The organism is Kitasatospora sp. NPDC092286, assembly GCF_044755565.1.
Classification (GTDB): domain Bacteria; phylum Actinomycetota; class Actinomycetes; order Streptomycetales; family Streptomycetaceae; genus Kitasatospora.
Window position 1 is genome coordinate 20,171 of the sequence record NZ_JBIVRD010000004.1, and the last position, 23,741, is coordinate 43,911.

General features: G+C 73.8%; 15 protein-coding genes, 1 pseudogene and 2 riboswitches. Of the genes and pseudogenes, 9 read left to right on the plus strand and 7 right to left on the minus strand.

Features of this window, described 5'->3' with window-relative positions:
- Positions 1–74: 74 nt before the first annotated feature.
- Together folP and ACIQIB_RS05925 are read left to right on the plus strand one after the other, a co-directional pair.
- Entirely contained in the window at positions 75–968 is an 894-nt protein-coding gene (gene folP, locus ACIQIB_RS05920) for a dihydropteroate synthase (RefSeq protein WP_400756918.1), read from the plus strand.
- 197 nt (positions 969–1,165) lie between these two features.
- Positions 1,166–1,954, plus strand: coding sequence for an adenosylcobinamide amidohydrolase (locus ACIQIB_RS05925; RefSeq protein ID WP_400756920.1), 789 nt, complete (start codon positions 1,166–1,168; stop codon positions 1,952–1,954).
- Here the strand turns inward: ACIQIB_RS05925 and ACIQIB_RS05930 are convergent, their stop codons facing one another.
- Positions 1,955–3,370, minus strand: a complete 1,416-nt coding sequence (locus tag ACIQIB_RS05930; protein WP_400756921.1) for a hypothetical protein — start codon at positions 3,368–3,370, stop codon at positions 1,955–1,957. It abuts the gene before it with no gap.
- Positions 3,371–3,480: 110 nt separating this feature from the next.
- Positions 3,481–3,605, minus strand: a riboswitch (cobalamin riboswitch).
- 52 nt (positions 3,606–3,657) lie between these two features.
- A riboswitch (cobalamin riboswitch) is annotated at positions 3,658–3,797 on the plus strand.
- A 102-nt stretch (positions 3,798–3,899) separates the two neighbouring features.
- Here ACIQIB_RS05930 and ACIQIB_RS05935 point away from each other — a divergent pair.
- From ACIQIB_RS05935 to ACIQIB_RS05955, 5 genes are read left to right on the plus strand one after another with little or no spacing between them, the layout of a single operon-like run.
- The gene (locus tag ACIQIB_RS05935; RefSeq protein WP_400756923.1) at positions 3,900–6,782 is read left to right on the plus strand and encodes a prenyltransferase/squalene oxidase repeat-containing protein; all 2,883 of its coding nucleotides are present in this window, start codon (positions 3,900–3,902) and stop codon (positions 6,780–6,782) included.
- Positions 6,779–7,897 (plus strand): hypothetical protein, encoded by a 1,119-nt coding sequence (locus ACIQIB_RS05940; protein ID WP_400756926.1) that lies wholly within the window; start codon positions 6,779–6,781, stop codon positions 7,895–7,897. The genes ACIQIB_RS05935 and ACIQIB_RS05940 overlap by 4 nt, the downstream gene beginning before the upstream one ends.
- Positions 7,898–7,907: 10 nt before the next feature.
- Positions 7,908–9,137, plus strand: a complete 1,230-nt coding sequence (locus ACIQIB_RS05945; RefSeq protein ID WP_400757067.1) for an energy-coupling factor transporter transmembrane component T — start codon at positions 7,908–7,910, stop codon at positions 9,135–9,137.
- Positions 9,134–10,777 carry an ABC transporter ATP-binding protein gene (locus ACIQIB_RS05950; RefSeq protein WP_400756927.1) on the plus strand — a complete coding sequence of 548 codons (1,644 nt, stop codon included), beginning with the start codon at positions 9,134–9,136 and terminating at the stop codon, positions 10,775–10,777. The genes ACIQIB_RS05945 and ACIQIB_RS05950 overlap by 4 nt, the downstream gene beginning before the upstream one ends.
- Positions 10,774–11,622: an ECF transporter S component gene (locus ACIQIB_RS05955; protein ID WP_363607661.1), complete on the plus strand. Its 849-nt coding sequence runs from the start codon at positions 10,774–10,776 to the stop codon at positions 11,620–11,622. The genes ACIQIB_RS05950 and ACIQIB_RS05955 overlap by 4 nt, the downstream gene beginning before the upstream one ends.
- A 348-nt stretch (positions 11,623–11,970) precedes the next feature.
- Here the strand turns inward: ACIQIB_RS05955 and ACIQIB_RS05960 are convergent.
- From ACIQIB_RS05960 to ACIQIB_RS05970, 3 genes and pseudogenes are all read right to left on the minus strand, one after another.
- Positions 11,971–13,029 (minus strand): annotated as a pseudogene (locus ACIQIB_RS05960) (NAD(P)/FAD-dependent oxidoreductase); the annotation flags it as partial.
- Positions 13,005–13,982 (minus strand): spirocyclase AveC family protein, encoded by a 978-nt coding sequence (locus ACIQIB_RS05965; RefSeq protein WP_400655044.1) that lies wholly within the window; start codon positions 13,980–13,982, stop codon positions 13,005–13,007. The pseudogene ACIQIB_RS05960 and the gene ACIQIB_RS05965, both read right to left, overlap by 25 nt.
- 6 nt (positions 13,983–13,988) lie before the next feature.
- Positions 13,989–19,307, minus strand: coding sequence for a type I polyketide synthase (locus tag ACIQIB_RS05970; protein WP_400756928.1), 5,319 nt, complete (start codon positions 19,305–19,307; stop codon positions 13,989–13,991).
- A 288-nt stretch (positions 19,308–19,595) separates the two neighbouring features.
- Between ACIQIB_RS05970 and ACIQIB_RS05975 the strand changes: the two genes are divergently transcribed.
- A complete protein-coding gene (locus ACIQIB_RS05975; RefSeq protein WP_400756930.1) occupies positions 19,596–20,171 on the plus strand; it encodes a polysaccharide lyase in 576 nt (191 codons plus the stop codon).
- A 188-nt stretch (positions 20,172–20,359) separates the two neighbouring features.
- Positions 20,360–20,488 carry a polysaccharide lyase gene (locus ACIQIB_RS05980; protein ID WP_400658733.1) on the plus strand — a complete coding sequence of 43 codons (129 nt, stop codon included), beginning with the start codon at positions 20,360–20,362 and terminating at the stop codon, positions 20,486–20,488.
- A 60-nt stretch (positions 20,489–20,548) separates the two neighbouring features.
- On the opposite strand, the gene ACIQIB_RS05985 is transcribed toward ACIQIB_RS05980, so the two are convergent.
- Genes ACIQIB_RS05985 through ACIQIB_RS05995 form a run of 3 tightly spaced genes read right to left on the minus strand, consistent with a single transcriptional unit; the run spans position 20,549 to position 23,687 of the window.
- On the minus strand, positions 20,549–21,451 hold the full coding sequence (locus ACIQIB_RS05985) for an STM4011 family radical SAM protein (RefSeq protein ID WP_400757068.1): 903 nt from the start codon (positions 21,449–21,451) through the stop codon (positions 20,549–20,551).
- Positions 21,452–21,462: 11 nt separating this feature from the next.
- Positions 21,463–22,857, minus strand: coding sequence for an STM4012 family radical SAM protein (locus ACIQIB_RS05990; RefSeq protein ID WP_400756931.1), 1,395 nt, complete (start codon positions 22,855–22,857; stop codon positions 21,463–21,465).
- The gene (locus tag ACIQIB_RS05995) at positions 22,854–23,687 is read right to left on the minus strand and encodes an STM4013/SEN3800 family hydrolase (protein WP_400757070.1); all 834 of its coding nucleotides are present in this window, start codon (positions 23,685–23,687) and stop codon (positions 22,854–22,856) included. The genes ACIQIB_RS05990 and ACIQIB_RS05995 overlap by 4 nt, the downstream gene beginning before the upstream one ends.
- Positions 23,688–23,741 lie beyond the last annotated feature (54 nt).

The window sequence follows — 23,741 nt, forward strand, 5'->3', positions numbered from 1 at the left end:
TGTTCGGGAGTGCGGTGCGGAATTTGTGCGAGGGTGCTGCGGACAGTGGGTTCCGGGCACGGCACAATGACCTCATGAACGCGTACGAGTACTCGCTCACCGGTGTGGAGAACTGGGGTCGCTGCGGGGTGATGGGCATCGTCAATGTCACCCCGGATTCCTTTTCCGACGGTGGTCTGTGGCTGGATCCCGGCAAGGCGGTCGCCCACGGCCTGGAACTGGCCGCCGGGGGAGCCGACGTGGTGGACGTCGGTGGTGAGTCGACCCGTCCCGGGGCGGCCAGGGTGCCCCTGGAGGAGGAACTGCGCCGCGTGCTGCCCGTCGTCCGGGAGCTGGCGGCGCGGGGAGTGACCGTCAGCGTGGACACGATGCGGGCCGCTGTGGCCGAGGCGGCGGTGGAGGCCGGCGCGCGGATCATCAACGATGTCAGCGGGGGTCGCGCGGACGCCCTGATGGTGTCCGTCGCGGCGAGGACGGGCGTTCCCTTCGTGGTGATGCACTGGCGCGGGCACTCCGCCGCGATGGACGGCCTGGCCGACTACGAGGACGTGGTCGACGAGGTGGTCGGTGAGGTGGCGCGGCAACTGGACGCCATGGTGTCGGCCGGAGTGGACCCCGCCCAGCTGATCGTCGATCCCGGGCTCGGCTTTGCGAAGGGACGGGAGGACGACTGGGCGCTGCTCGCCCGCCTGGACGCCTGGGCCCGGCTCGGCCGTCCCGTCCTGGTGGCGGCCTCGCGCAAGCGCTTCCTCGGGACGCTGCTCGCCGACCCGTCGACCGGCGAGCCCCGGCCCGCCCGGGAGCGCGATGCCGCTACGGCAGCCGTCTCGGCCCTCGCCGCCGCGAAGGGTGTCTGGGCGGTTCGGGTCCATGACGTGTCGGCGAGTGCGGACGCGGTCCGCGTCGAGGCGGCGTTGCGCCGGGCGCTCGCCGGCATGCCCGTCCGGGCCGGTGCGCCGACCCGGTGACGAGCCGCCCGGGCCCGGTGCACGCGGGCCCGGCGCCGCCGCGCACCCGGGCGGTCGGTACTCTTGTCGCCCGGTTTCCGGTCGGCCGGACGGCTCGCGCTGCCCGCCCGCGTGACGCCGCCGGCGGCTCCGGCCCAGCCAGGCCCGGCTCACTCTCACCCGAACTCACCCGAACTCACCCGAAGGCGGCCCGTTCCATGGCGTTCCCGCAGCAGAAGGCGGCCTTCACCGAACCGGTCGGCCGGACCGGCGGGGCGGTGGAGGTCGAGCGGTCCTGCCGGTTCGAGGACGGTGAGTGCCGCCACCTTCTGCTGTGGCGGGCCGGCCCAGGCTGGCGGATGCTCAGCAGCGCGGTGCTCGGGGGCGGCCTCGGCGAGCGGGAGTGGGTGGTCAACGCACAGGTCAGGCCCGGGTACGGCCGGATGGACCCGGACCGCCACCTCGCCGGGCTGGCCACCGGGCTGGGGCTGAGCGGCCCCGGCGCCGGGCTGATGACCGCCGCGCGGGTGGACGACTTCACCTGGGCCTGCGACGGCGGGGTCACCGCGGTGGTGACGACGGGGATCGGGGTGCCGGCCTGGGCGGCCGCCCCCGACCCGGCCGCGGAGGCCGGGGCCGGATTCCCGGGCACGATCAACATCCTGCTGGTGGTGCCCGCCGCGGTGTCGGACGCCGGTCTGGTCAACCTGCTGGCGACGGCGACCGAGGCGAAGGTCCAGGCGCTGGTGGAGGCCGGGTACGACTGTTCCGGGACGCCGTCCGACGCGGTGTGCGTGGCGGTCCGCCGAGCCGGTCCGGGCCAGGTGCCCGAGCCGTTCGGCGGCCCGCGCTCCCGGTGGGGCGCCCGGGCCGCCCGCGCCGTCCACGAGGCCGTCACGCTGGGCGCCGAGCGGGACCGCACAGGCCGGGCACGGGGGGCCGTGCCCGGCCATGCGCGGTTGACTCCGGAGTGCGCCAGGACCTTTGTGCTGTCCGGCGCGCGGTGATCAGCTGCCGAAGCGCAGCGAGACGGTGTCGCCGACGCTGATCACGGTGCTGCGGGCGGCGCCGGTGGCGGCGGCGCCGTCGATGCTCACCTTCCAGCTGGAAGTCCCGCTGTTGGCGGTGCCGTTGACGGCGGTGACGGTGCCGCTGCCGGAGGACGGCGTGACGGCGGTGACGCAGCCGCTCGGGGTCGCCGCCCCGGCGGCGTCGAGGACGGCGCCGAGCGTCGTGGTGGTGCCGGTCGGGGTGACGGTGACCGCGCAGACCCTGGGCGAGCCGGTGCCGTCGTCGACGACCAGGGCGAGCCGGGCGGCGGTGCCGGCGGTGAAGGAACCGGTGGTGGCCCAGGTCGGCTCCCCGGCGGTGGTCGGGGTGGGCGGGGTGGCGGTGAAGCCCGCCCCGGCGACCGCACGCAGCCCGTCGACGGAGGCGTAGGGGGAGGGGGCGGTGTCGGTGGGCAGGTACTTGAAGCCGCCACCGGGCTTGAACTGCTGGGAGATCAGGAAGTCGACCGGGGTCTTGCCGGTGCCGCTGGTGAAGTCGGCGCCCTGGGGGTTGATGCCGCAGGCGTTGAGACCGGAGACGGCCCAGCCGTTGGAGTCGGTGTTGGCGCCGAACATCGAGTTGAAGGCGCCGGAGGCGACGAGCTTGCCCTTGAGGAAGTTCTTGGCGGCGACGATCGCGGGGTCGGTGCCGGGCACGCCGCTGCTGCACAGCGAGGCCATGGCGGCGCCGGTCATGTCGATGTCACCGGCCTGGGCGAGTGCGGCCGGATCGCCGGCGGCCTTGCCGAAGTTCCAGCCCCCGTCGTTGTGCTGGTTGGCGCGGACCGCCGTGACCGAGGCGTCGAGCAGGGCCTGCGGCACCCGCTGGGCACCGCTCTGCGTCCTGGCGCCGCCGAGGGCGAGCAGGCCGAACACGGTGCCGTTGAAGTTGGCGGACGGGCCGTAGTAACCGGGCTCGGCGGTCTGCCAGTAGGCGGCGACGTCCGCGATGAGGTTGCGGCCGGGGCCGACGCGCGCGGGGTCGATCCCGGCGGCGTAGGCGTTGAGGACGCCCCGCTCGTAGTCGGTGACGACGGGCGCGGCGCTCGGCCAGGTGGTGGCGGCGAGCTGGTTGCGGTACACCAGGCGGGCGTTCCTGGTGGCGTCGCCGCCCGGGGCCACGTCCGCCGCGGCGGTGCCGGCGGCCGCCAGCGCGCTGAACGCCCACTCGTTGGAGAGGCCCCCGCCGGTGACGTAGCTGCCGTCGGCGGCCTGGAGGGACTTCAGATAGGTGACGCCGGTGCTCTTCGAGGTGGCTGTCTGGGCCGGGGTGGCGGTCGCGTGGGCGGGGACGGCGGAGAGCAGCAGGGCGCCGGCCGTTATCGGGACGGCCACCGCGGAGGAGACGCGCGAGGAGGAGAGGAGGGACGACACGGGGCGGGCTCCTTGGAGTGATGGGCGCCGACCCGGCTCCGGGCCCCGGGGCTCCCTCGGGAGTTCGGCGGCCGGAGCGGCCGCCGCCCGGATCGCGTGGGCAGGCTTTCGCCGGTGGTACGTGGCCGGGCGGGCATTCGGGCTCGGGACGGCGGAACCGCCCCATACCGTTGCGCGTCAGCCCTGGAATCGCACCAGGTTCCCCCGCTCGGCCACCGGGGACGCTACCGCACGGTGCCGCCACCGGCGAGGTGTCCAAGGCGACATGACGACTCATTGACGGCCGACGCGGGAGCGTGGTCTGATGAACCGTTTTTCATCCTCGGCAGTAGGGGAAGCCGGTCCAACTCCGGCGCTGACCCGCAACCGTAGATCCGCCCCTCCGGGCGGATGAGCCGGACTGCCTGCGCCGAGGGCCTGTTCAGAAGCACTTGCGTCGTCGAGGACTACGACGCGGTCGGGACGGTCCCCATGCCGGGGAGCCGTCGGCTGCGCCGTGACACCCCGTCGACCGATCAGGGAGTCGCCGGTGAGGGTCAACAGCACGCGCACACGTCACAGAGCCCGGGGTCTGACGTCCCTGCTGGCCACCGGCGCCGTCGCTGCCGCCGCGGGCGGTACGGTCCTGCTCGGCCACCCCGGTACCGCGGCCGCCGACCCGATCGAGGAGTGCACCGCCACCACCGGCGCGATCGTCGCCGTGGACTTCGGCCACTGGGGCGGCGGGGTCGTCCGCGGCTGCGACGCCCACCCCACCACCGGGATGAACCTGCTGCACAACGCCGGCTTCACCACCACCGGCACCGAGCACGACGGCCCGGCGTTCATCTGCCGGCTCGGCAACGGCACCTTCAACAGCGGCACCCAGTACCCGACAGCCGCCGAGGAGCCCTGCGTCAACACCCCACAGGCCACCGCGTACTGGTCGTACTGGATCGCCGAACCCGGTCGGCAGACCTGGTCCTACAGCCAGTTCGGCGCCGCCACCCAGAAGCCGAAGCCCGGCGAGGTCGAGGCCTGGGTGTACGGCGGCACCGACATCGGCGGCACCAGCGGGGCACCCTCCTTCACCCCGGACTCCGTCCGCGCCGAGAACGGCGCCGGTCCGTCCCCCTCGGCCTCCGCCTCCCCCTCGGCGTCCATCTCCCCCTCGACGTCCCCGAGCCCGACCGGCCCGTCGCCCGCCGCGGGCGACCCCGTCGCGGCGGCCGCCTGGCTGGCCGGCCGGCTCGTCGACGGCGACCACATGGAGAACTGGGCCTTCGAGGGCCCCGACCTCCCCCGGACGTCCCTCACCGCGATCGCCCTCGCCGCCGCCGGGACGGAGGACCCGGCCCTGCGCAAGGTCCTCGCCTACCTCGCCGCCCACACCGACGCGTTCCTCCTCCCGGACGGGCCGTCCGCCAAGCCCGACGCCAGGGCCGCCGCGCTGCTGGCCCTGGTCGCCGAGAGCACCGGCGGCAACCCCCGTGCCTTCGGCGGCCGCGACCTGATCGCCGCGCTCACCGACCACGTCTGTGCCTCGGCCGGCGAGAACGGCAAGTGCACCGCCGCCGGGGACTTCCACGGTGCGGCCTCGCCCTGGGTCCAGGCCCTGGGCGTCATCGCCCTGCAGCGGGCCGAGGTCGCTCCGCCCGCCTCGGCGCTCACCCGGTTCACGGCGCTCCAGTGCGCCGACGGCGGCATCGCCGGAGCGATGATCGTGGCGGGCGACTACTGCGAGTCCGATCCGTCCGGCACCGCTCTCGCCGTTCTCGCCCTGCGCAAGGCCGGCGGCTTCGAGCAGACGGCGAAGAAGGCCGCCGACCAACTGGCCGCGAGCCAGCAGGCCGACGGCTCCTACCTCCCCTACACCGGCGCCGCGGGCGGCGACACCGGCAGCACCGCCCGCGTGGCCCAGGCTCTCAAGGCCACCGGCCGGAGCGCCGGACAGACCGCCGCCAGGACCTGGCTCGCCGCCCGGCAGGGCCAGGACGGCGGCTTCGGCACCGACGAGTCGACCACCGAGTCCGACCCGGACGCCACCGAACAGGCCATCCTCGCGCTGACCGGCACCGACCCGACCGGCGTCCGGCACGACCCGAACGCGGCCACGACCGCGCCGCCCGGCCCGCACCCCGGGAAGACCCCCGATCTCGGCAAGGGCAGCGCCTACCTGACCGACCCGGCACGCCTGATCGACGGTCACTACTACGAGGCCTTCCCGGCCTTCGCCGACTTCGGCCTCACCATCGACGGCGCCTACGCCCTCGCCGCCACCGGCGCGGACGACGCGGCCCTGCGCAGGATCGTCGACTTCCTGGACCAGCAGGGCAAGGACGCCGGCGACCGAACCGTCAACGACTGGACGGGCATCGGCACCGAGTACGCCGGCGGCGGCTCGATCGGCAAGGAGGCGCTGCTCGCCGAGATCACCGGCCGCGACCCGCGCGCCTTCGGCGGCCACGACCTGATCGCCGCCCTCGCCACGGCGGTCTGCGCCCAGACGAACCCGGACACCGGCTGCGCGGCGCCCGGCAACTACACCTACGCCACCTCGGTCTTCTCCCAGGCGCTCGGCATCATGGCCCAGCTGCGCGCCGGGGAGACCAGGCCGGCCGCCGCGCCGGTCGCCTACCTGAAGAGCCTCCAGCACGCCGACGGCTCCTGGCCGAGCCTGATCCCCGCCACCGGGGACTCCGACGTGGACAGCACCGCCATGGCGGCCATGGCCCTCGCCCTCGCTCCCGGGGATGACGGCGCCCAGGCCGTGGACAAGGCCCTCGGCTGGCTGGCCGGCAAGCAGGAGGCCGACGGCGGCTTCCCCGGCGCGGCCGGTGACTCCACCAACTCGGCCGCCCTCGCGATCCAGGGGATGACGCTGCGTCAGAGCGCCTACGCCGGCCCGATCGCCAAGGCGCTGGACTTCCTCGCCGGCCAGCAGAACAGCGACGGCGGCTTCAACGTCGCCACGAGCGGACAGCGCGGCTCGGACGTCCGGGCCTCCACCCAGGCGGTGGGCGGCGCCACCGGGATCTCCTTCGGCACCCTCCGGCGGGACCTCGGCAGCACGCCCACTCCGACCGGTTCGCCGACGGCGACGCCGAGTTCGACGCCGACGGGCTCCCCGACGGAGACCGGATCCCCGGCCCCGACCGGCTCACCCACGACCGCCCCGACCGCCCCGGCCACCGCGGACACCGGGACGCCCGGTGTGTCCGGCGGGCCCGTCCCGGGCGACCCCGGATACCCGGCCCAGCCCGGCGTACCCGGAAACCGCGTGCCCGGCACGGCCGACGGCGGCAGCCTCGCCCGCACCGGGACGGACACACCGGCCCTGATGGCAGCCGCCGGGCTGCTGGTCGGCGCCGGAGCCGCAGCCGTCCTCGCCGCCCGCCGCCGCGCGGCCTCCGCACCCGGGCGCCACCGGTGATCCGGCGGACCGGCCGGCTGCTCGGGGCCGTTGCCACGACGCTCGCCCTCGCCTTCGGCGGGCTCGGGGTGGCGGCTGCCCCGGCGGTGGCGGCCCCGCTGCCGATCGAACAGTGCACCACCACCTCCGGCGTGGTGCTCGCCGTCGACTTCGGCAAGTGGGGCGGCCCGCTGCTGCGCTCCTGCGGCACCACCCCCACCACCGGCTACACCCTGCTCAACCAGGGGGGCTGGAAGACCACCGGGACGGGGCACGACGGCCCGGCGTTCATCTGCCGGATCGGTTACAGCGGCTACCAGGGCGGCAAGCAGTTCCCCACCCCGGATCAGGAGAAGTGCGTCCTCACACCGCCCGCCACGGCCTACTGGTCGTACTGGCACGCGGACCCGGGTGAGAACACCTGGTCGTACAGCCAGCTCGGCGCGATGAGCTATCGGCCGAAGCCCGGCAGCGTCGACCTGTGGATCTTCGGCGGGACCAACATCGAGGGCACCGAAGGACGTCCCGCCTTCTCGCCCGACACCGTCCGCGCGCACAACACCGCACCGGGCGGCGGAGCGGACGCCACCCCGGAGCCGCCCAGGCCGCCGGCCGGCGCCGGTTCGGCCGGCGGCAGTGGCTCCGGTAGTGGCTCCGGCGGTGGAGGCACCGCCGGCGGCAGCGGCGGCGGCACCGGGGGGACGTCCGGCGGTTCGGCCTCCGGCGGTTCGGTCACCGGCGGCACCGGTGGCGGCGGCACGAAACGTCCGCCCGCCGCCGGGACTCCGGGAGGCACGGGCCGTACCGAACCGGCGATCCCGCCGGCCGGGCTGCCCGAGCAGACCACCCCCGCACCCGATCCGGCCGCGTCCGTGCCCGCGCCCGACGAGACCCCTGCCCAGGTTCCGTCCGACACCCCGTCGGCCACCGACACCGCACCACCGCCGTCCACGGACCCGGCGACCCCGGCCCCGTCCGCCGACGCCGGCGGTCCGGCCGTGGTGAACGCCGCCCCGGTCGCCGACGCCCCGCACGACGCGGGCCCGATCGCGCCCGTGGTCGCCGGAGTCGTGCTCGTGGCCGCCCTCGGCACCGCCACCGTCATCGCCGCGCGCCGCCGCCGACGGGCCGAGTGATTCCGTGACCGTGCTCGACCGACCCGGCACCGGGTCCCCGCAGTCCGCCCCCGGGCGGGCCGCGGGGGCCGGGCGACTCCCGCGCAACCTGCACCCGCTGGCCTGGTGGGCCTGGGCCCTGGCCCTGGCCACCGCGGCCAGCCGCACCACCAATCCGCTGCTCCTGTTCCTGGTGCTCGCCGTCCTCGGCTACGTGGTCACCGCCCGCCGTACCGAGGCCCCGTGGGCCCGCGGCTTCAAGTACTACCTGTGGCTCGCCCTGACCGTGGTGGCGATCCGGGTGGTCTTCCGGTGCGTCTTCGCCACCGGCATCACCCCCCACGACCACCTGCTCTTCTCGCTCCCGCACATCCCCACCCCCGACTGGTACGCGGGCATCCGGATCGGCGGCCCGGTCTCCCTGGAGGCCACCCTCTCGGCCGCCACCGACGGCCTGCGGCTCGCCTGCCTGCTCTGCTGCATCGGCGCGGCGAACACCCTGGCCAATCCCAAACGGGCCCTGCGCGTGCTCCCCGGCGCCCTCTACGAGCTGGGCGTGGCCGTGACGGTCTCGATCAGCGTCGCCCCGCAGCTGGTGCAGAGCGTCCAACGGGTGGTTCGCGCGAGGCGGTTGCGCGCCGGGCGGAGCAAGGGCATCCGGGCTCTGCGCAGCATCGTCGTCCCGGTGCTGGAGGACGCGCTGGAACGCTCGCTGCACCTGGCCGCAGCGATGGACTCCCGGGGCTACGGCCGCTCCGGCACCGCCACCCGCGCGTCCCGCCGGGCCACCGGCGCGCTGATGCTGCTCGGCATGATCGGTCTCTGCGCGGGCGTGTACGGGCTGCTGGACGGAACCGCCCCCGCCGCGCTGGGGCTGCCGGCCCTGCTCGCGGGCTCGCTGCTGTGCGCGGCCGGCCTGGCGCTCGGCGGCCGACGGGTACGCCGCACCACCTACCGGCCGGACCCGTGGCGGTCCGCCGAGTGGGGCGTCGCCGGCTGCGGAGTGGCGGCCGCGACCCTGCTGTTCGTCACCGTGGGGTACGACGCCACCGACCTCAACCCGTCGCTCTACCCGCTGAGCTGGCCGAGCCTGCCGGTCGTCCCCGTGCTGGCCCTGCTGCTGGCCGGTGCCGCCGGGGTCATCGCCCCGCCCCCGGGCCGCACACCCGAACCCCCGGCCGTGCCCCGGCAGCGGGCCGCCGACCGTACCACCGGGGACCGCCGTACCGGCGGCCGCACGCACACCGAGGTGACCAAGTGATCCGTTTCGACCAGGTCGGCGTGGTGTACGAGGGCGCGGCCGCACCGACACTGCGCGACGTCGACCTGCACATCCCGGAGGGCGAACTCTGCCTGGTGGTCGGGCGCACCGGCGCCGGCAAGTCCACCCTGCTCGGCGCGGTCAACGGCCTCGTCCCGCACTTCACCGGCGGCACCCTGTCGGGCCGGGTCACCGTCGACGGCCGGGACACCGCCCACCACCCGCCGCGCGAACTCGCCGACGTGGTCGGCGTGGTCGGACAGGACCCGCTGGCCGGCTTCGTCACCGACACCGTCGAGGAGGAACTCGCCTACGCCATGGAGCAGTTGGCGATCCCCCCGGAGACGATGCGCAAACGCGTCGAGGAGACCCTCGACCTGCTCGGCCTCGCCGACCTGCGGTACCGCGCGCTGCACGAGCTCTCCGGCGGACAGCAGCAGCGCGTCGCCATCGGTTCCGTGCTCACCGCCCACCCCCGGGTCCTGGTCCTGGACGAGCCCACCTCCGCACTCGACCCGACCGCAGCCGAAGAGGTCCTGGCGGCCGTCACCCGGCTGGTGCACGACCTCGGCGTCACCGTCCTGCTCGCCGAACACCGCCTGGAACGGGTCGTCCAGTACGCCGACCGCGTCGCCTACCTCCCCGGTGACGGCACCGTCGCCCACGGACCGCCCGCCGAGATCTTCACCGGCACGGCGATCGCGCCACCGGTCGTCGACCTCGGCCGGCTGGCCGGCTGGCACCCGCTGCCGCTGTCCGTCCGCGACGCCCGCCGGGCCGCCGCACCGCTCAGGGAACGCCTCTCCGGCCACCCCGCCCCGCCGCCGCGCCGCGAACCCGCCGGAGGACGGACGGTGCTGACCGCCGAGCGGATCGTCGTGCGCTACGGCCAGGTGGCCGCCGTCCGGGAGGTGGACCTGGAGCTGCGGGCCGGCCAGGTCACCGCGCTGATGGGCCGCAACGGCTCCGGCAAGTCCTCCCTGCTCTGGGCCCTGCAGGGCTCCGGCCCGCGGCAGGGCGGCACCGTCAAGGTCGCCCGGGCCGAAGGCGGACCGGCCAGGGACCCGAAACGGCTCCCGGCCGTCGAGGCCCGCCAACTCGTCGGGCTGGTCCCGCAGACCCCGACGGACCTGCTCTACCTGGAGTCGGTGGCCCAGGAACTGGCCCAGGCGGACCAGGACGCCGCGGGCCGGCCGGCGCCGGCCGCCCGGCGGATCCTGGACCGGCTGGCCCCCGGCATCCCCGACGGCACCCACCCCCGCGACCTCTCCGAGGGGCAGAAGCTGGCCCTGGTCCTGGCGGTCCAGCTGGCCGCCGCGCCGGAGGTGGTCCTGCTGGACGAACCCACCCGAGGACTGGACTACCACGCGAAGGAGGCGCTGATCGGCATCGTCGACGGGATCGCCGCCGACGGGCACACCGTCGTCGTCTCCACCCACGACGTCGAGTTCGTCGCCGCGGCCGCGGACCGGGTGGTGGTGATGGCCGAGGGCGAGACCGTCGCCGACGGCCCGACCGCCGAAGTGATCGTCGCCTCACCCACCTTCGCCCCCCAGACCGCCAAGATCCTCGCCCCGCTGCCCTATCTGACCAGCCGTCAGGTCGCCCGGGCCCTGGGCGGGCTGGAGGCCGGCCGGTGACCGCCCCCACCCGGGCGGCCGTCCGGATCCCCGGCCGGGCCCGCATCGTCGTGGCCCTCGCCGCGTTCATCGGCCTGACCGCCTTCACCTGGCCGTTCGTCGTCGCCCCGGGAACGTTCGGCTCCTCCTACGCGCCGCCGCTCATCTTCGGCGCCCTGCTGATCCTGGTCCTCGCCGTCGTCATCGCCGAGATCTCCGCCGGCGGCATCGACGCCAAGGCGCTCGCCATGCTCGGCGTCCTGTCCGCCGTCAACGCGGGCCTGCGGCCGCTAGGCGCGGGCACGGCCGGCGTCGAGACGGTCTTCTTCATCCTCGTCCTCGCCGGCCGCGTCTTCGGCCCCGGCTTCGGCTTCACCCTCGGCTGCACCTCGCTCTTCGCCTCCGCCCTCATCACCGGCGGAGTCGGCCCCTGGATGCCCTACCAGATGTTCGGCTGCGCCTTCGTCGGCATGCTCGCCGGGCTGCTGCCGAAGCTCCGGCGGAGGTGGGAGGTGCTGATGCTGGCCGGCTACGGCGCCGTCTCCGGTTATCTCTTCGGCTTTCTGCTCAACCTCTCCTTCTGGCCGTTCTCCACCGACCCGAACAGCTCGATCGCCTACCTGCCCGGGCTTCCCTTCACCGAACAGTGGCACCGCTACCTGCTCTTCGACCTCGCCACCTCGCTCGGCTGGGACACCGGCCGCGCCGTCACCACCGGCCTGTGCGTCCTCATCGTCGGCCCGGCCGTCCTCACCGTCTTCCGCCGCGCGGCCCGTCGCGCCAACTTCGAGCCGACCGTGCGCTTCGCGGGCCTGCCCGACTCCCGCGACCGACCCGGACCCACCGGTACTCCGGCCGGTGTCTGACCTCCTTGTGCCCGGGCCGTCCGCAGGGTGCGCGGAGGGCCTTGAGGCGGAGCCCGAGCGGAGGGCGAGCAGCAGGTTGCGGGGGCGGGCGAGGGTGGCTGGGCCGGTGAGCATGTTGGCGACCCTGATGTAGTCGGTGTACATCGCGGGGTGGTCGGGGATGAGGTCCTGCCAGGCGCGTAGGTAGCGTTGCGCGGCGCGGGCCGCCAGTGGCGTGTGCTGGTCGGGTTGCCAGGCGCGGTCGCTGAGGGTGGCCATGGCCCAGGGCCAGCGGGTGGTGCGGTTGAGGTGCCGTTGGAAGTGGCGGGCGAAGTCGTGTGGTCCGCCGGGCGGCTGGTTGGCCAGCAGGTGTCGTAGAAGGTGGGCTTCGAGGGCGGCGACGGTCATGCCCTGGGCGTAGAGGGGGTTGAAGACGCAGGCGGCGTCTCCCAGCGCGATGAGTCCGTCGGGCCATGGGTGCAGGCGGTGGTAGTGCATGCGCCGGTTGGCGGTGTGGCGGTAGCGTGCGATTCCCGAGGTGGGTTCCATGCTGTTCAGGGCGTCGTCGAGGCCGCAGTTGAGCGATGCCGCGAAGGCTTCGAACCCGGCTGTGTCGTTTGGCGGGTGGTGTCCGGAGGCCCCTTGGAGGGTGATCAGGTATCGGTCGTGCTCGATATGCAGGGCGAAGCAGCCGCGGGGTGTGTCGGGGGCACGCAGCGGCACGAGGAGGGCCTGCCACGGCGGGTGCGAGCCCGGGGGCGCCCGAAAGAGGCGGCTGGCGTAGCCGATACCGGGATCGATCACCGTCTGCGAGGGGCGCGGCCGGAGGCCGTCGGCGGTGAGCCAGTCGGGCAGACGCGAGGTACGGCCGGAGGCGTCGACGACCAGGTCCGCATCCAGGAGCCGGGTGGCAGTTCCGGGCGGCTGCCGTGGTCGGAGGAGGACGCCGTTCACCCGGAGCGGTCTGTCGAAGTGCAGTCCGGTGATGGTGTGGCGGTCCAGAATCCGCAGGCCGGGCAGGGCGGCGGCGCGGGAGCGGATGGTGGTTTCGAGCAGGGGCCGGCTGACGGGCTGGACGAGGATGCCGGAGGTGACCGGCTCGGGTCGCCCGGCGGGGAGGTGGAGCCGGGCCTGCCGGCAGAAGTCGAAGACGGGGGCGCCCTCGGCGGTGAGTTCGTCGCGGATGCCGGGGAACAGCTCCTCGATGGCCTGGGCGCCGCGGGTGGTCAGCGCGTGGGCGTGTCTGCCCTGGGGAACCCCGGGCCGGGGGGTGGGCGCGTCGGTGAGCCGGTCCCGTTCGACAACGGTGACGTGTTCGAACGTCTCGGCCAGGACGCGGGCCGCGAGCAGCCCGGCGATGCCCGCCCCGATCACGACGGCGTGCCCGCGGCGTCGGGCGCGGCCTACGGCCGGGGAAGGTCGAACCATGAGGGAAGCACGATCGGGTGGCTGACCAAGGAGGCCAGGAGCATGACGAGCTGGAGCGCGAGCATGCAGACGGTGGCGAAGCCGACGCCGGCGAGCAGCCGGATCCACGGCTGGGCGCGTGGCGGGAGGGACAGGGAGCCTTCCAGCAGCCAGGCTTCCCGGCCGGGTCCCGCGTACAAGGTCATCAGCAGCACCGGCAGTGCGGCGAGGAGGACCAGGCACAGTGGTGAGGTGAGGGGGAGCTGGTACCAGTGGCCTTCGAAGAGCGTGAGATACGGCAGTGCGCGGGGGTAGCCGTAGCCACCGAAGCGCATGTAGGCGTGCTCCATGGGGATGTCGCAGATCAGGCTGATCACGACGGTCGCCGCTGCGGTGCGGGCCCGTGACCAGCGGGGCCTGTACCGACGCAGGAGCGCGGCGATGCCCAGGGCCATGAAGATCCAGAAAACGACCCAGGGGTAGGCGCCGTTTTCCAGGAAGGTCTCGGTCTGCGGGGTCGGGCCGTGCCATCCGGGCAGGTAGGGGCCCCAGGAGACGAGGTTGACGTCGTACCGGTTCGCGCTGACCGTGTGGTGGAAGCTGCCGGAATAGGGGTCGGTCCACCAGACCAGGAAGTAGCCCGTGACGAGTGCGGCGGACAGCGTGATGTGTCCGGCCTTGCGGGACTGCCGCCAGGCCACCACGATCAGCAGGACAGAGCCCGCCAGGGCCACGGCGTCCTCGATCCGGGTGGCGAGCTTCATCCCCGCCGACATCGTGTAGCCGCCGGAGGAACAGGCGTGCAGGTTGCCGTCGGCTGCCCAGCGGGCGAGCACCCAGATCTGGAAGAGAACGCACAGGAGGCCGAACGCTGCCCAGCACACGGGCGGGCGGCGCCAACGGCTGTGCCGTCCCCCGGCGGGGGCGGCAGGCTCTTTGGCCCGACGGGCCGGGAAGGTGCTCTCGTACGGCATGTGCTGTCACCCCTGTGTGAGGTGGTGAGGCGGCTCAGGACCGGGGGCGGTCGCGGATCGCTCTTCCGCGTCGCTGTCAGGCCCGCCGGTGCCGAGGCCCAGGTGTCCCATGAGCCAGTGAGCGAGGCCCGCGGGGGTGGGGTTGACCCAGATCACCCCGGGTTTGACGGTGATGCTCAGGGCTCGCTGGATGCGCTGTTGCAGCTGGACGGCGCCGAGGGAGTCCATACCGAGGACGACCATGCTGGTGTGGGGGCCGATGTGATGGGTGGTGCCGCCGAGGAGCTCGCGTACGCAGTCGATGATGAAGGACTCCAGCAGCTCCCGGCGCGCTCCTTCGCCCTCGGCGGTCAGGAGTTCCTCGCGCACCGGCGCCTGCCCGCCGTCGTCCTGGCCGGAGGTCAGGAGTGGGGTGAGCAGGGTGGAGTGGCGCAGGGCAGGGTAGGGGGCGGTCCACTGGTCGAGGTCGAGCGGGGAGTAGGCGATCTGCCGGAATCCTGCGGTCAGGATGCGTTCGAGGGCGTCGATGCCGTCGACGGGGGTGATGGTGATCAGTCCCCGGTCGGCGAGGTGTTGTCCGCGTCCGACTTCGCTCCAGGCACCCCAGTGGATGCCGGTGGCGGGCAGGTCCCGGGCGCGGCGCCAGGCCGTCAGCTGGTCGAGGAAGGCGTTGGCGGCCGCGTAGGCGCCCTGCCCGGGTGAGCCGATCAGCGAGGCGACCGACGAGTAGAGAACGAAGAAGTCCAGCTCGATGTCGGCGGTGGCCCGGTGCAGGGCCCAGGCTCCTTCGGCTTTGCCGCGCCATACCCGCTGAAGCAGGTCGGGACGGAGGTTGCCGAGGGCGGCGTCCTCGACGACGCCGGCGGCGTGCAGGACGCCGCGCAGCGTCATCCGGCCCTGGGTGGCGGCGACGACGCACCGCTCGGCCGTGCGGGGGTCGGCGATGTCACCGCGCACGACGCGGATGTCGGTGCCACCGGTACGCAGGGCGGCGAGGGCGGCCCGTGCCCGGGTGCCGGGGGCGGAGCGGCCGCTGATCACCACGCGGCCGGCGCCACGCCGGGCGAGCCAGGTGACGGTCAGCAGGCCGAGGCCGCCCAGGCCGCCGGTGACCAGGTAGGCGGCACCGGGGCGTACCGGGCCGGCGGGCGGGTCGGCCGGGAGCGTGGGGGTGTCGGCGCCCGCGTGGAGGCGGGCGACGTGTCGCCGGCCGCCGTGGTAAGCGAGTTCGGTGACCGGCTGGGCGGAGTCGAGCAGTTCGTCGATGAGCCGGTCCCAAGGGGTGCCGGTGTCGAAGGTGATACTGCTGGGGGCGAGTTCGGGGTGTTCGTAGGCGGCCGTGCGCAGCAGTCCGGGTAGCCCGGCCCCGGTCAGCGATGTCCGGTCCGGTGCCTGTGGGCCGGTGAGGATCCACAGCCGTGGCGGGTGGTCCAGGGCGGTGAGTTGCTGGATCACCGTGATGGCGCGGGCGACCTGCTCACGGGCCGCACCGGCTGGATCGGCTGTCGTGGCTCCGGTGCCGACGGCGAGGACGACGCCGGTGCACGGCGAGGGAAGCGCTGCCGCCAGCGGACCGGTGTCGTGGGGCAGCAGGCGGCACGCGATACCCCGTCGCGTCATCGCCCGGGCGAGTTCGGCGGGCCGGCCTTCCCCGTCGGCCGCGAGCACGGCCCAGCCCGCCTGGCCCGTCTGCCCCAGCGGGGTGGCCGACGGGACGGCGGGTTCGGGCTGCCAGGTCAGATGGGCCAGGCGGGTGGCGAAGCGTTCGGCTGAGGGCGTGATGTTGGACAGGCGCAGGCCGCGGACTTCGGCGACCACGGTGCCGTCGGCGGTGGCCAGTTTTCCGGAGGAGGTGCAGGTCAGATCGTCGGCGTGGTGCAGTTCGACCAGGGCGGTCCGGACGTGGGCGGTGGGCCCGTAGACGCGGACCTCGTCGAAGCCGGCGACGACGACGGGGCCGGGGCTGGTGGCCCGGTGGGCCAGCCACAGCGATACCACCGTCTGGACGAGTTCGTCGTGCAGGGCCGGGTGCAGGGACATCATCCAGGCCGAGACACGGGCACTGGCGTGGGTGCGCAGTGAGGAGGTGGCCCGGTCTTCGGTGGGGTGGATCCTGATGTGTTCGATGGCGGTGAAGGCCGGGCCGTGGTGGACGTTGTGGCGCTCGCGGAAAACGCGGTACAGGTCGGCCGGATCGCTGTCCTGCCACCCCTGCACGGCCGGACCGAGGGTGATGGGCGGCGGGGCGCCTTCGGCGCCGTCGAGAGGACGCACGGTGCCATGGGCGTGGACCACCGTGGCCCCGTCCTCGGTCCGGGAGAGGATTTCGACGTGCGCGCTGTCGCCGTCGTGGACCAGACGGGTGGTGACCAGGGGCTCGGGGTCCAGGATCAGCGGGCTTTTTATGGTCACGTCGTGGACGCTGACGCGGTCGGTGGCGAAGACGCGGGCTGCGGCGGCGAGCATCATCTCCACCATGCCGGTACCGGGCAGCACCGGCACGTCCGCGACCTTGTGGTCGTCCAGCCAGGGCAGCCGGGCCGGGCCGAGGGGGGTCTGCCACAGGAACCGTCCCGGGTGGTCGGGGTCGTGGACGGAGCCGCCGAGCAACGGGTGCTGTGCTGCGCCGACCAGGTACGGGGCGACGAGCCGGTAGGGGGTGGTGTCACCGCCGCGGCGGGTGCGGTGCCAGGCCGTGCCGGGCACCTCGGCGAGTTGGCCGTGGCCGTAGTGGGAGGAGAAGTCGATGCCGTCGTAGCCGGCCGCGTGCAGCCGGCCGAGGTGGGTGAGGAAGGCGTCCTGGTCGTCGCTGCCCTGACGCAGGCTTCCCAGGGCGACGGCATCGTGGATGCCGTGGTGGCGGGCGGTGTCCAGGATGGGCCGGACCGCCAGGGGATGGGCCGTGCACTCGATGAACAGCCGGTGGCCATCGGCCAGAGCGGCTGAGACGGCGGCGTGGAAGCGTACCGTTTCGCGCTGGTTGCGCACCCAGTACTCCCCTCCCAGCTCCCCGGGCACCCGTGGATCGTCAGTGACGGTGGAGTAGAAGGTGGCCGCGGGCCGTGCCTGCGGGAGATCGGCCAGGGCGGTGCGCAGCCGGTCCAGGATGGGGTCGACCTCGGGCGAGTGGGACGCCACGTCCACGTCGATCGGCTTCACCACGACGTCGGCGGCCTCCCACCGTGCGGCCAGGGCGGCGATCTGGGCGGCATCGCCGGAGACGACCGTGCTGTCCGGGGAGGTGAGCACCCCCAACGTGACCCCGTCGGCGCCGGCGTCGTCGATGGCGGCCCGCACCTCCGGTGCGCCGAGCATCACCGAGGCCATCGCCCCGCCGGAGATGGTGGCCAGCAGTGCGGAGCGCCGGCAGATGATTTCCACCCCCTCGGCCAGGCCCAGCCCGCCCGCCACCACCATCGCCGCGACCTCGCCGAGCGACTGCCCGATCACCGCGACCGGTTCGACTCCCCAGGACCGCCACAGCCCGGCGAGGGCGACCTGGACGGCGAAGAGGGTGGGCTGGATACGCGCCAGACCCACCAACTCCTCAGGGCGGGTGAGCACTTCACACAGGGAGAATCCTGCTTCCCGGGTGACCAGCGGTTCCATCTCCTCGATCGCGGCCCGGAACACCGGCTCACCGCGCAGCAGGCCCTGGCACATCCCGGCCCGCTGCGAACCCTGCCCGGTGAACACGAACACCGGCCCCGGATGCGAAGGCGGCAGCACCGGCACACCCGAGACCACCCCCTCGGCCTCCCGGCCTGAGGCGAAGGCGCGGGCCCGCACCGCCAGTTCACGGTGGTCGCGGGCGACGATGCCCAGGCGGTGGTCCGCCGGCGAACGGCGCAACGCCAGGGTGTGTGCGACGTCGAGCAGGCCGGTGCCGGCACCCTCGCCCTCCGCCCAGTCGGCCAGCCGGGCCGCCGCCAGCGCAAGGGACTGTGGTGAACCGCCCGACACCGCCAGCAAGAAGGACTCTTCAGCGCTCTGCGGCGACGCCGGGCGCGGGCGACGGGGCCGCAGGCGTGCGGGGGCGGCCTCCAACACCAGGTGCGCGTTGGTACCGGTCACCCCGTAGGAGCACACGGCGGCCAGCCGTGTGCGCGTGTCGACCGGCCACGGTGTCAGGGCGGTCGGCACGAACAGCCGGGATTCCCGGTCGCGCGGGATCGAGGGGTTCCACTGGTCGAAGTTGAGGTTGGGCGGGATCACGCCACGCCGCAGACACTCGACCGCCTTGATGGTTCCGGCGATCCCGGAGACCGGCTCCGAGTGCCCGATGTTGGTCTTCACCGAACCCAGCGCGCACCGGCCCTTTCCCCGGCCGTAGACGGCGTCGATCGAGCTGTACTCGATCGGGTCGCCGACCGCGGTCCCCGGGCCGTGCGCCTCCACCAGCCCCACCTCACCAGGATCGACCGCGGCCTTGCCGACGGCGTCTCTGAAGAGCTGCTGTTGCATCAGCGTGGACGGCGCGGTCAGCCGGCTGGACTGCCCGTCGTTGTTGACCGCGCTGCCGCGGATCACCGCCAGCACCCGGTCCCCCTCCCGCCGCGCGTCCACCAGCCGCTTGAGGAGCAGCACTCCCGCCCCCTCACCGCGCACGTATCCGTCGGCCCGCGCGTCGAAGGCATGGCAGGCACCGCGCCGCGACAGCAGCAGCGGGGCCTCGTAGTACTGCGTCTCCGGCGAGATCATCAGCAGCACCGCACCCGCGAGCGCCGTATCGCACTCGCCCAGCGTCAGTGCCCCGCACGCCGTATCCACCGCCACCAGCCCGGACGAACAGTGCGTGCTGACCACCATGACCGGGCCGCGCAGGTCCATCGCGAACGCCACCCGCCCGGCGGCCCCCGCTGTGAAATTGCCGAACAAGTACGGGCTGTTCGGGGCGTCCTCGACCGGCCGCGCCTCACGGAACAGATTGTCCGGCGCATAGGTGCCCACATACACGCCTGTCCGCGACCCCCGCAACCGTGCAAGCGGAATTCCGGCGTGCTCCACCGCCTCCCAGGCCACCTCCGCCAGCAGCCGGAACTGCGGATCCACCCAGTCCTGCTCCGCCGGCGCCACCGACAGCGCCACCGGATCCCACGCCCAGACATCCCCCTCCACAAAGCAGCCCAGCCCGGCCCGCACCGCGTCATCCGGATCGTGGACAGCCGCCAGCCGCGCGGCGTCCCAGCGGTCCACAGGTACCGGGCCCACCGTCCGCCGTCCGGCGGCCGCGAGCCTCCACAGGCCGGCAGCTGACTCCACACCGCCCGGGAACCGGCACCCGATACCCACGATGGCAATCGGTTCAGCATTCGATGCCGACATGGCCGTACCTCCGCCTGAAACCACCGCTCCGGCTCAAGGCCCGGGCCTGAGATATGACCGGAAGGCGATGCTCAGTACTCAGTGAGCGCCCGACCAACAGACTCGGCAAGGGCGAAGGAGGGGGCGCTCGGTGCATACGGCGCACATGTATCGGCTGCTCACGCCCCGGCTTGTACGCCGGATCGGGTTCCGGTCTGTGATGCAAGGCCCCAGGCTTCTTGACAGTGGCGGAAAGTCAGGAAACCCACTAACTGACGGTAATGCGTTGCGCCTTGCAGGAGAACGAACATGACGTCGCATCAGACATCGCGCCGGACACCCGGGCCGCGCCGCCGAACCGGGCTCGCCGCCTCGGCCGTTCTGGCCGCCACCCCGCTGACCACCGGTACGGCAGGTGCGGCGCGCGCCGGCGCTCCGGCCTGGAGCGGGCAGTTCACGGGGTACGGCACCGCGGCCTGGCGGGCCGTCCGGGGTACCGCCGCCGCCGGGTCCTGGGGCGGTGCGCAGCTGAGCGCCGTCACCTCCCCGGGCGGGCCGGGCGACGGCTCCGCGCTCCGGGTGACGTACGGCGCCGGTTCGTCCGCCAGCTCGTGCACGGACTGCCCGAATCCCGGCGGCGGGCAGTTCTACACCGGCCTCAAGGCCCTGGGCCTGGCCGGTCTGGCCAAGTCGGCGACCCTCGACCTGAAGTACTCCCTCAAGTTCCCCGCCGGGCAGGACTGGGGCAAGGCCGGCAAGCTGCCCGGCCTGTACGGCGGCACCATCGGCGACGAGTCCGGCGGCAACCACGGGAACGGCTGGTCCACCCGGTACATGTGGCGGGGCAACTCCTCCGCGCCGGACAACGGTGAGGTCTACTTCTGATCTTGGCCAGTGTTCCGCCCTTCGGGCTGGGGTGAAGGCCGTCCTTGGACCGGGGGCGCGAAGCGGCGGAGGGTTCTGCGCCTCCGTGGTGACGGTCGGGCGGGGCGCTGCTGGTTCTCGATGTACTGCTTGACGAGGGTCAGGGGTGTCCCGCCGCACGATCCGGCGAAGTGTGAGCCGGACCGGAAGTGTCCGTCCCGTTCGGCGGGGTGTTCTTCTCGACCTTCTACGGCGGCCACGACACCACCTGGGGCCCGACGAGCACCCAGCACGCGTACTTCGCCGACTTCTCGCTCTCGACGACCGTCCAGCACTGACCGCCCCGGGCCTTCCAGGGCCTTCCCGGGCCGCCACCGGGTGAGGGCGCGAACGGGTTTTCACCAGCCGTGCGGCACTCGTTCCAGCACGCCGCCCGCGAAGACGTCGTACAGCGGCAGCGTCTCCAGGTGCACATAGCCGATGTGGCAGTCGCAGACCGGCAACGGGCAGCCGCGGGCGCGCAGTTGGGTGCGGTACGAGCCGTCGTAGAGATTTCCCAGTTCGTCGCGGACGAAGTGGCAGCGGCGGACGGTACCGTCGCCGTCCACCGAGAGCACGGACTCGCCGGTGCGGCAGGGCAGGCCCGCGCTGGGGTGGGCGTGCCGGCTGTAGCCGAAGTGCGGGTCCAGGGCCGTCCAGTCGGCGGCCTCGGCGTCGGTGTAGGTCCGGCCCTCGGCGGCGTTGATCCACAGGTAGACGGCCGGGGCGAGCGCGGCGCGGAGCCGGCGGGCCTCGGCCAGGTGCTCCGGCTGCCCGACCACGCCGACGCTGTACCGCACTCCCAGGGCGTCGAGTTCGCGGCACTTGGCGAGGAAGCGGTCGTGCCCGACCTGCCCGGGGTGGTACGTCACCCAGAGCGCCAGGGTGGCGAGGTCGGCCTCGGCCAGCCAGTCGGTGCGGCAGCTGAGGTTGGTCTGGATCGCCACTCGCCGGACGTGCGGCAGGCGGCTCAGCTCGGCCAGCGCCCGCCGGTACCAGGAGCGCACCAGCCCCTCGCCCCACGGCGTGAACAGCAGCGACAGGGTGTCGCCGGTCCCCGCGCGCTCCGCGGCCCACCCGGTGAACCGTTCCAGCGCGGCGCGGTCGGCGCGCAGTTGCCCGGGCGTGTCACGCCGCTTGGCGAACGGGCAGTACGGGCAGTCGTAGTCGCAGGAGGACAGCGGGCCCCGGTAGAGCAGGGTCAGATCGAGGCCGGTGCCGGTACCGGCCTCGGTGCCGGGCTCCGGCGCGGTGGTGAGCATGCCGAGGAAGGTCATTTCACCTCGTAGTCGGCCATCAGCGCCCGGACCTCGGGCGAGAACAGCATCGGACCGGCCGCGTCCGAGTGCGCCAGCCCCTCCGGCGAGAGCATCAGCCGCAACGGGTCGTCCGCCAGCCAGCCACGGGCCCCGAACGCGGCCAGCTCGGCCGGGAAGTCCTCGGCCGGCGTGCTGCCGAAGCGGGCCCGGTACTCGGCCAGCGGCATGCCCTCGGCCTGGAGCAGCGACTGGACGAGATGCCGCCGACGCGCCTCCTCGGCGGTCATGGACCGGCCGACCTCGGCCCGTCCGAAGTCCTCGGTGGCCACGTAGTCGTCGATGATGCCGCGCACCTCGGTGGCGTTCACCGCGTAGTCGAAGGAGTAGTGCAGCCGCGAGGTGTAGGAGCGGGCTCCGCAGCCGAGGCCGACCATGCCGTCCGTCTGGCAGGCGTACTCGCCGCTCCCGGCCTGCGGGGAGGCCGCGCGGCGGAACATCCGCATCGACACCTGCTGGTAGCCGTGGGCGAGCAGGTGGTCGCGGCCGGTGCGGTAGAGGGCGAGCCGACGGGTGTCCCAGGCGGTCCGGCTCTCCTGCTCGCCGCGCCGGGCCAGGCCGGTCAGCGGCCGGACGTACAGCGGGTAGAGGTAAAGCTCCTCGGGCTGCCAGGCGAGTGCGGCGTCCAGTGAGCGGAGCCAGCCGGCCTCGTCCTGGCCGTCGATGCCGTAGATGAGGTCGATGTTGAGAACCGGGAAGCCGGCCGCGCGGATCCGCCCGAGGGCGGCCTCGACGTCGGCGCGCTTCTGCGGGCGGACGGCCGAGCGGGCCTCCGCGTCGACGAAGGACTGCACGCCCAGGCTCAGCCGCGTGGTGCCCCGGGCGGCCAGGACCTCCAGGCGGTCGGTGGTGGCGGTGGCGGGGGAGGCCTCCACGGAGAGCGGTATCGCCCGTAGGTCGGCGCCCATCCGCCGCTCGGCGATGTCGCAGAGCCGCTCCAGCTCGGCGGCCGTCAGATAGGTCGGCGTGCCGCCGCCGAACGCGGCCAGGGCGAACCGGGCGTCGTCGGCCAGGGCCTCGCGGACGGCGCCGGCCTGGCGGTCCAGCGCGTCCAGGTAGGCGGTGGTCAGGCCCTCGGGGCTGCCGATCCGGGTGAACAGGTTGCAGAAGCCGCAGCGCACCTCGCAGAACGGGATGTGCAGGTAGAGCGAGAGCGCGTGCTGCGGCTCGCCGGCCCACAGCTCGCGCAGTGTCGGGCGGTCCGGCAGCGGCCGGTACGCGGTCTTGTGCGGGTAGGCGTAGACGTAGGACTGGTAGGGCGACTGGTCGGCCGCCCGGTCAGCCGTCAGGCCGGGTGGCCGCGCGGTCGTCAGGTCGAGTGGGTGGCCGGTCGGCGCCGGTGCCGTGGTCATGAGGTCTCCTCGGCGGTGGCCGTCGGGCGGGCGGGGATGGTGAAGTGCGCGTACGGGACCGTCCAGACCACCTCGTGGCCGATCCGGTGGCCGGTGTAGCCGTCCTCGCCGTACGCGGTGCCGTGGTCGGAGCAGACGATCGCGAAGCACGGGCGGCGGGCGCTCATCGCCGCGAACAGCCGGCCGATGTGGGCGTCCACGTACTCCAGGGCGGCGGCGTGGCTCTCCCGGGAGTCTCCGTGCTCGCGGTCGGCGCCGGGCAGGTGGAACCAGTTGGGCTGGTGCAGCGCCGAGACGTTCAGGAAGAGGAAGAGCGGCTGTCCGTCCGGCTGTTCGGCGGCGACCTGTTCGGCCCGGGCGACCTGCGCCTCGAACGAGGTGGGGGAGGGGACACCCATCGCGGGCTCCCAGTGGCTCTCCTGGAAGAGGCCGGGCAGGACGGAGCCCAGCGGTCCCTGCTTGTTGAAGAAACCGACGCCGCCGATGCAGACCGTCCGGTACCCGGCCGTGGCGAGCGCCCCCGGCAGATCGGGCGCGTCGAAGACCCAGGTGCGCGGCGCGGTGCTCTCCGACCCGGCGAAGCGGGCGGCGAACAGACGCGGGTGCGGTCCGTGCGGAGAGGCCGGGGTGGGCAGGAAACCGGCCAGGATCGCCTGGTGGGAGGCGTAGGTGAAGCTGCCGGGCGAGTGCCGGCGCTCCCAGCGGCCGCCGGGCAGGAACGCGGCGAGGTTCGGGATCCGCCCGGCGGCGGCCAGTTCCTCCGCGACGTCGAAGCGCAGCGTGTCCAGGGTGACGAGGAGCAGGTCGTGGCTGCCCACGACGGCGTTCATGTCGGGGGCGGGGCGGTTCGCCGGGTCGGGCGTCCGGTCGGTGGTCCGGTGGGG

What these genes read in the sequence shown, in the direction of transcription:
- ACIQIB_RS05975 (WP_400756930.1), top strand. Translation starts at nt 19,596, where the DNA reads ATGACGTCGCATCAGACATCGCGCCGGACACCCGGGCCGCGCCGCCGA.
- ACIQIB_RS05925 (WP_400756920.1), top strand. Translation starts at nt 1,166, where the DNA reads ATGGCGTTCCCGCAGCAGAAGGCGGCCTTCACCGAACCGGTCGGCCGG.
- ACIQIB_RS05995 (WP_400757070.1), bottom strand. Translation starts at nt 23,687, where the DNA reads ATGAACGCCGTCGTGGGCAGCCACGACCTGCTCCTCGTCACCCTGGAC.
- ACIQIB_RS05990 (WP_400756931.1), bottom strand. Translation starts at nt 22,857, where the DNA reads ATGACCACGGCACCGGCGCCGACCGGCCACCCACTCGACCTGACGACC.
- ACIQIB_RS05985 (WP_400757068.1), bottom strand. Translation starts at nt 21,451, where the DNA reads ATGCTCACCACCGCGCCGGAGCCCGGCACCGAGGCCGGTACCGGCACC.
- ACIQIB_RS05970 (WP_400756928.1), bottom strand. Translation starts at nt 19,307, where the DNA reads ATGTCGGCATCGAATGCTGAACCGATTGCCATCGTGGGTATCGGGTGC.
- folP (WP_400756918.1), top strand. Translation starts at nt 75, where the DNA reads ATGAACGCGTACGAGTACTCGCTCACCGGTGTGGAGAACTGGGGTCGC.
- ACIQIB_RS05965 (WP_400655044.1), bottom strand. Translation starts at nt 13,982, where the DNA reads ATGCCGTACGAGAGCACCTTCCCGGCCCGTCGGGCCAAAGAGCCTGCC.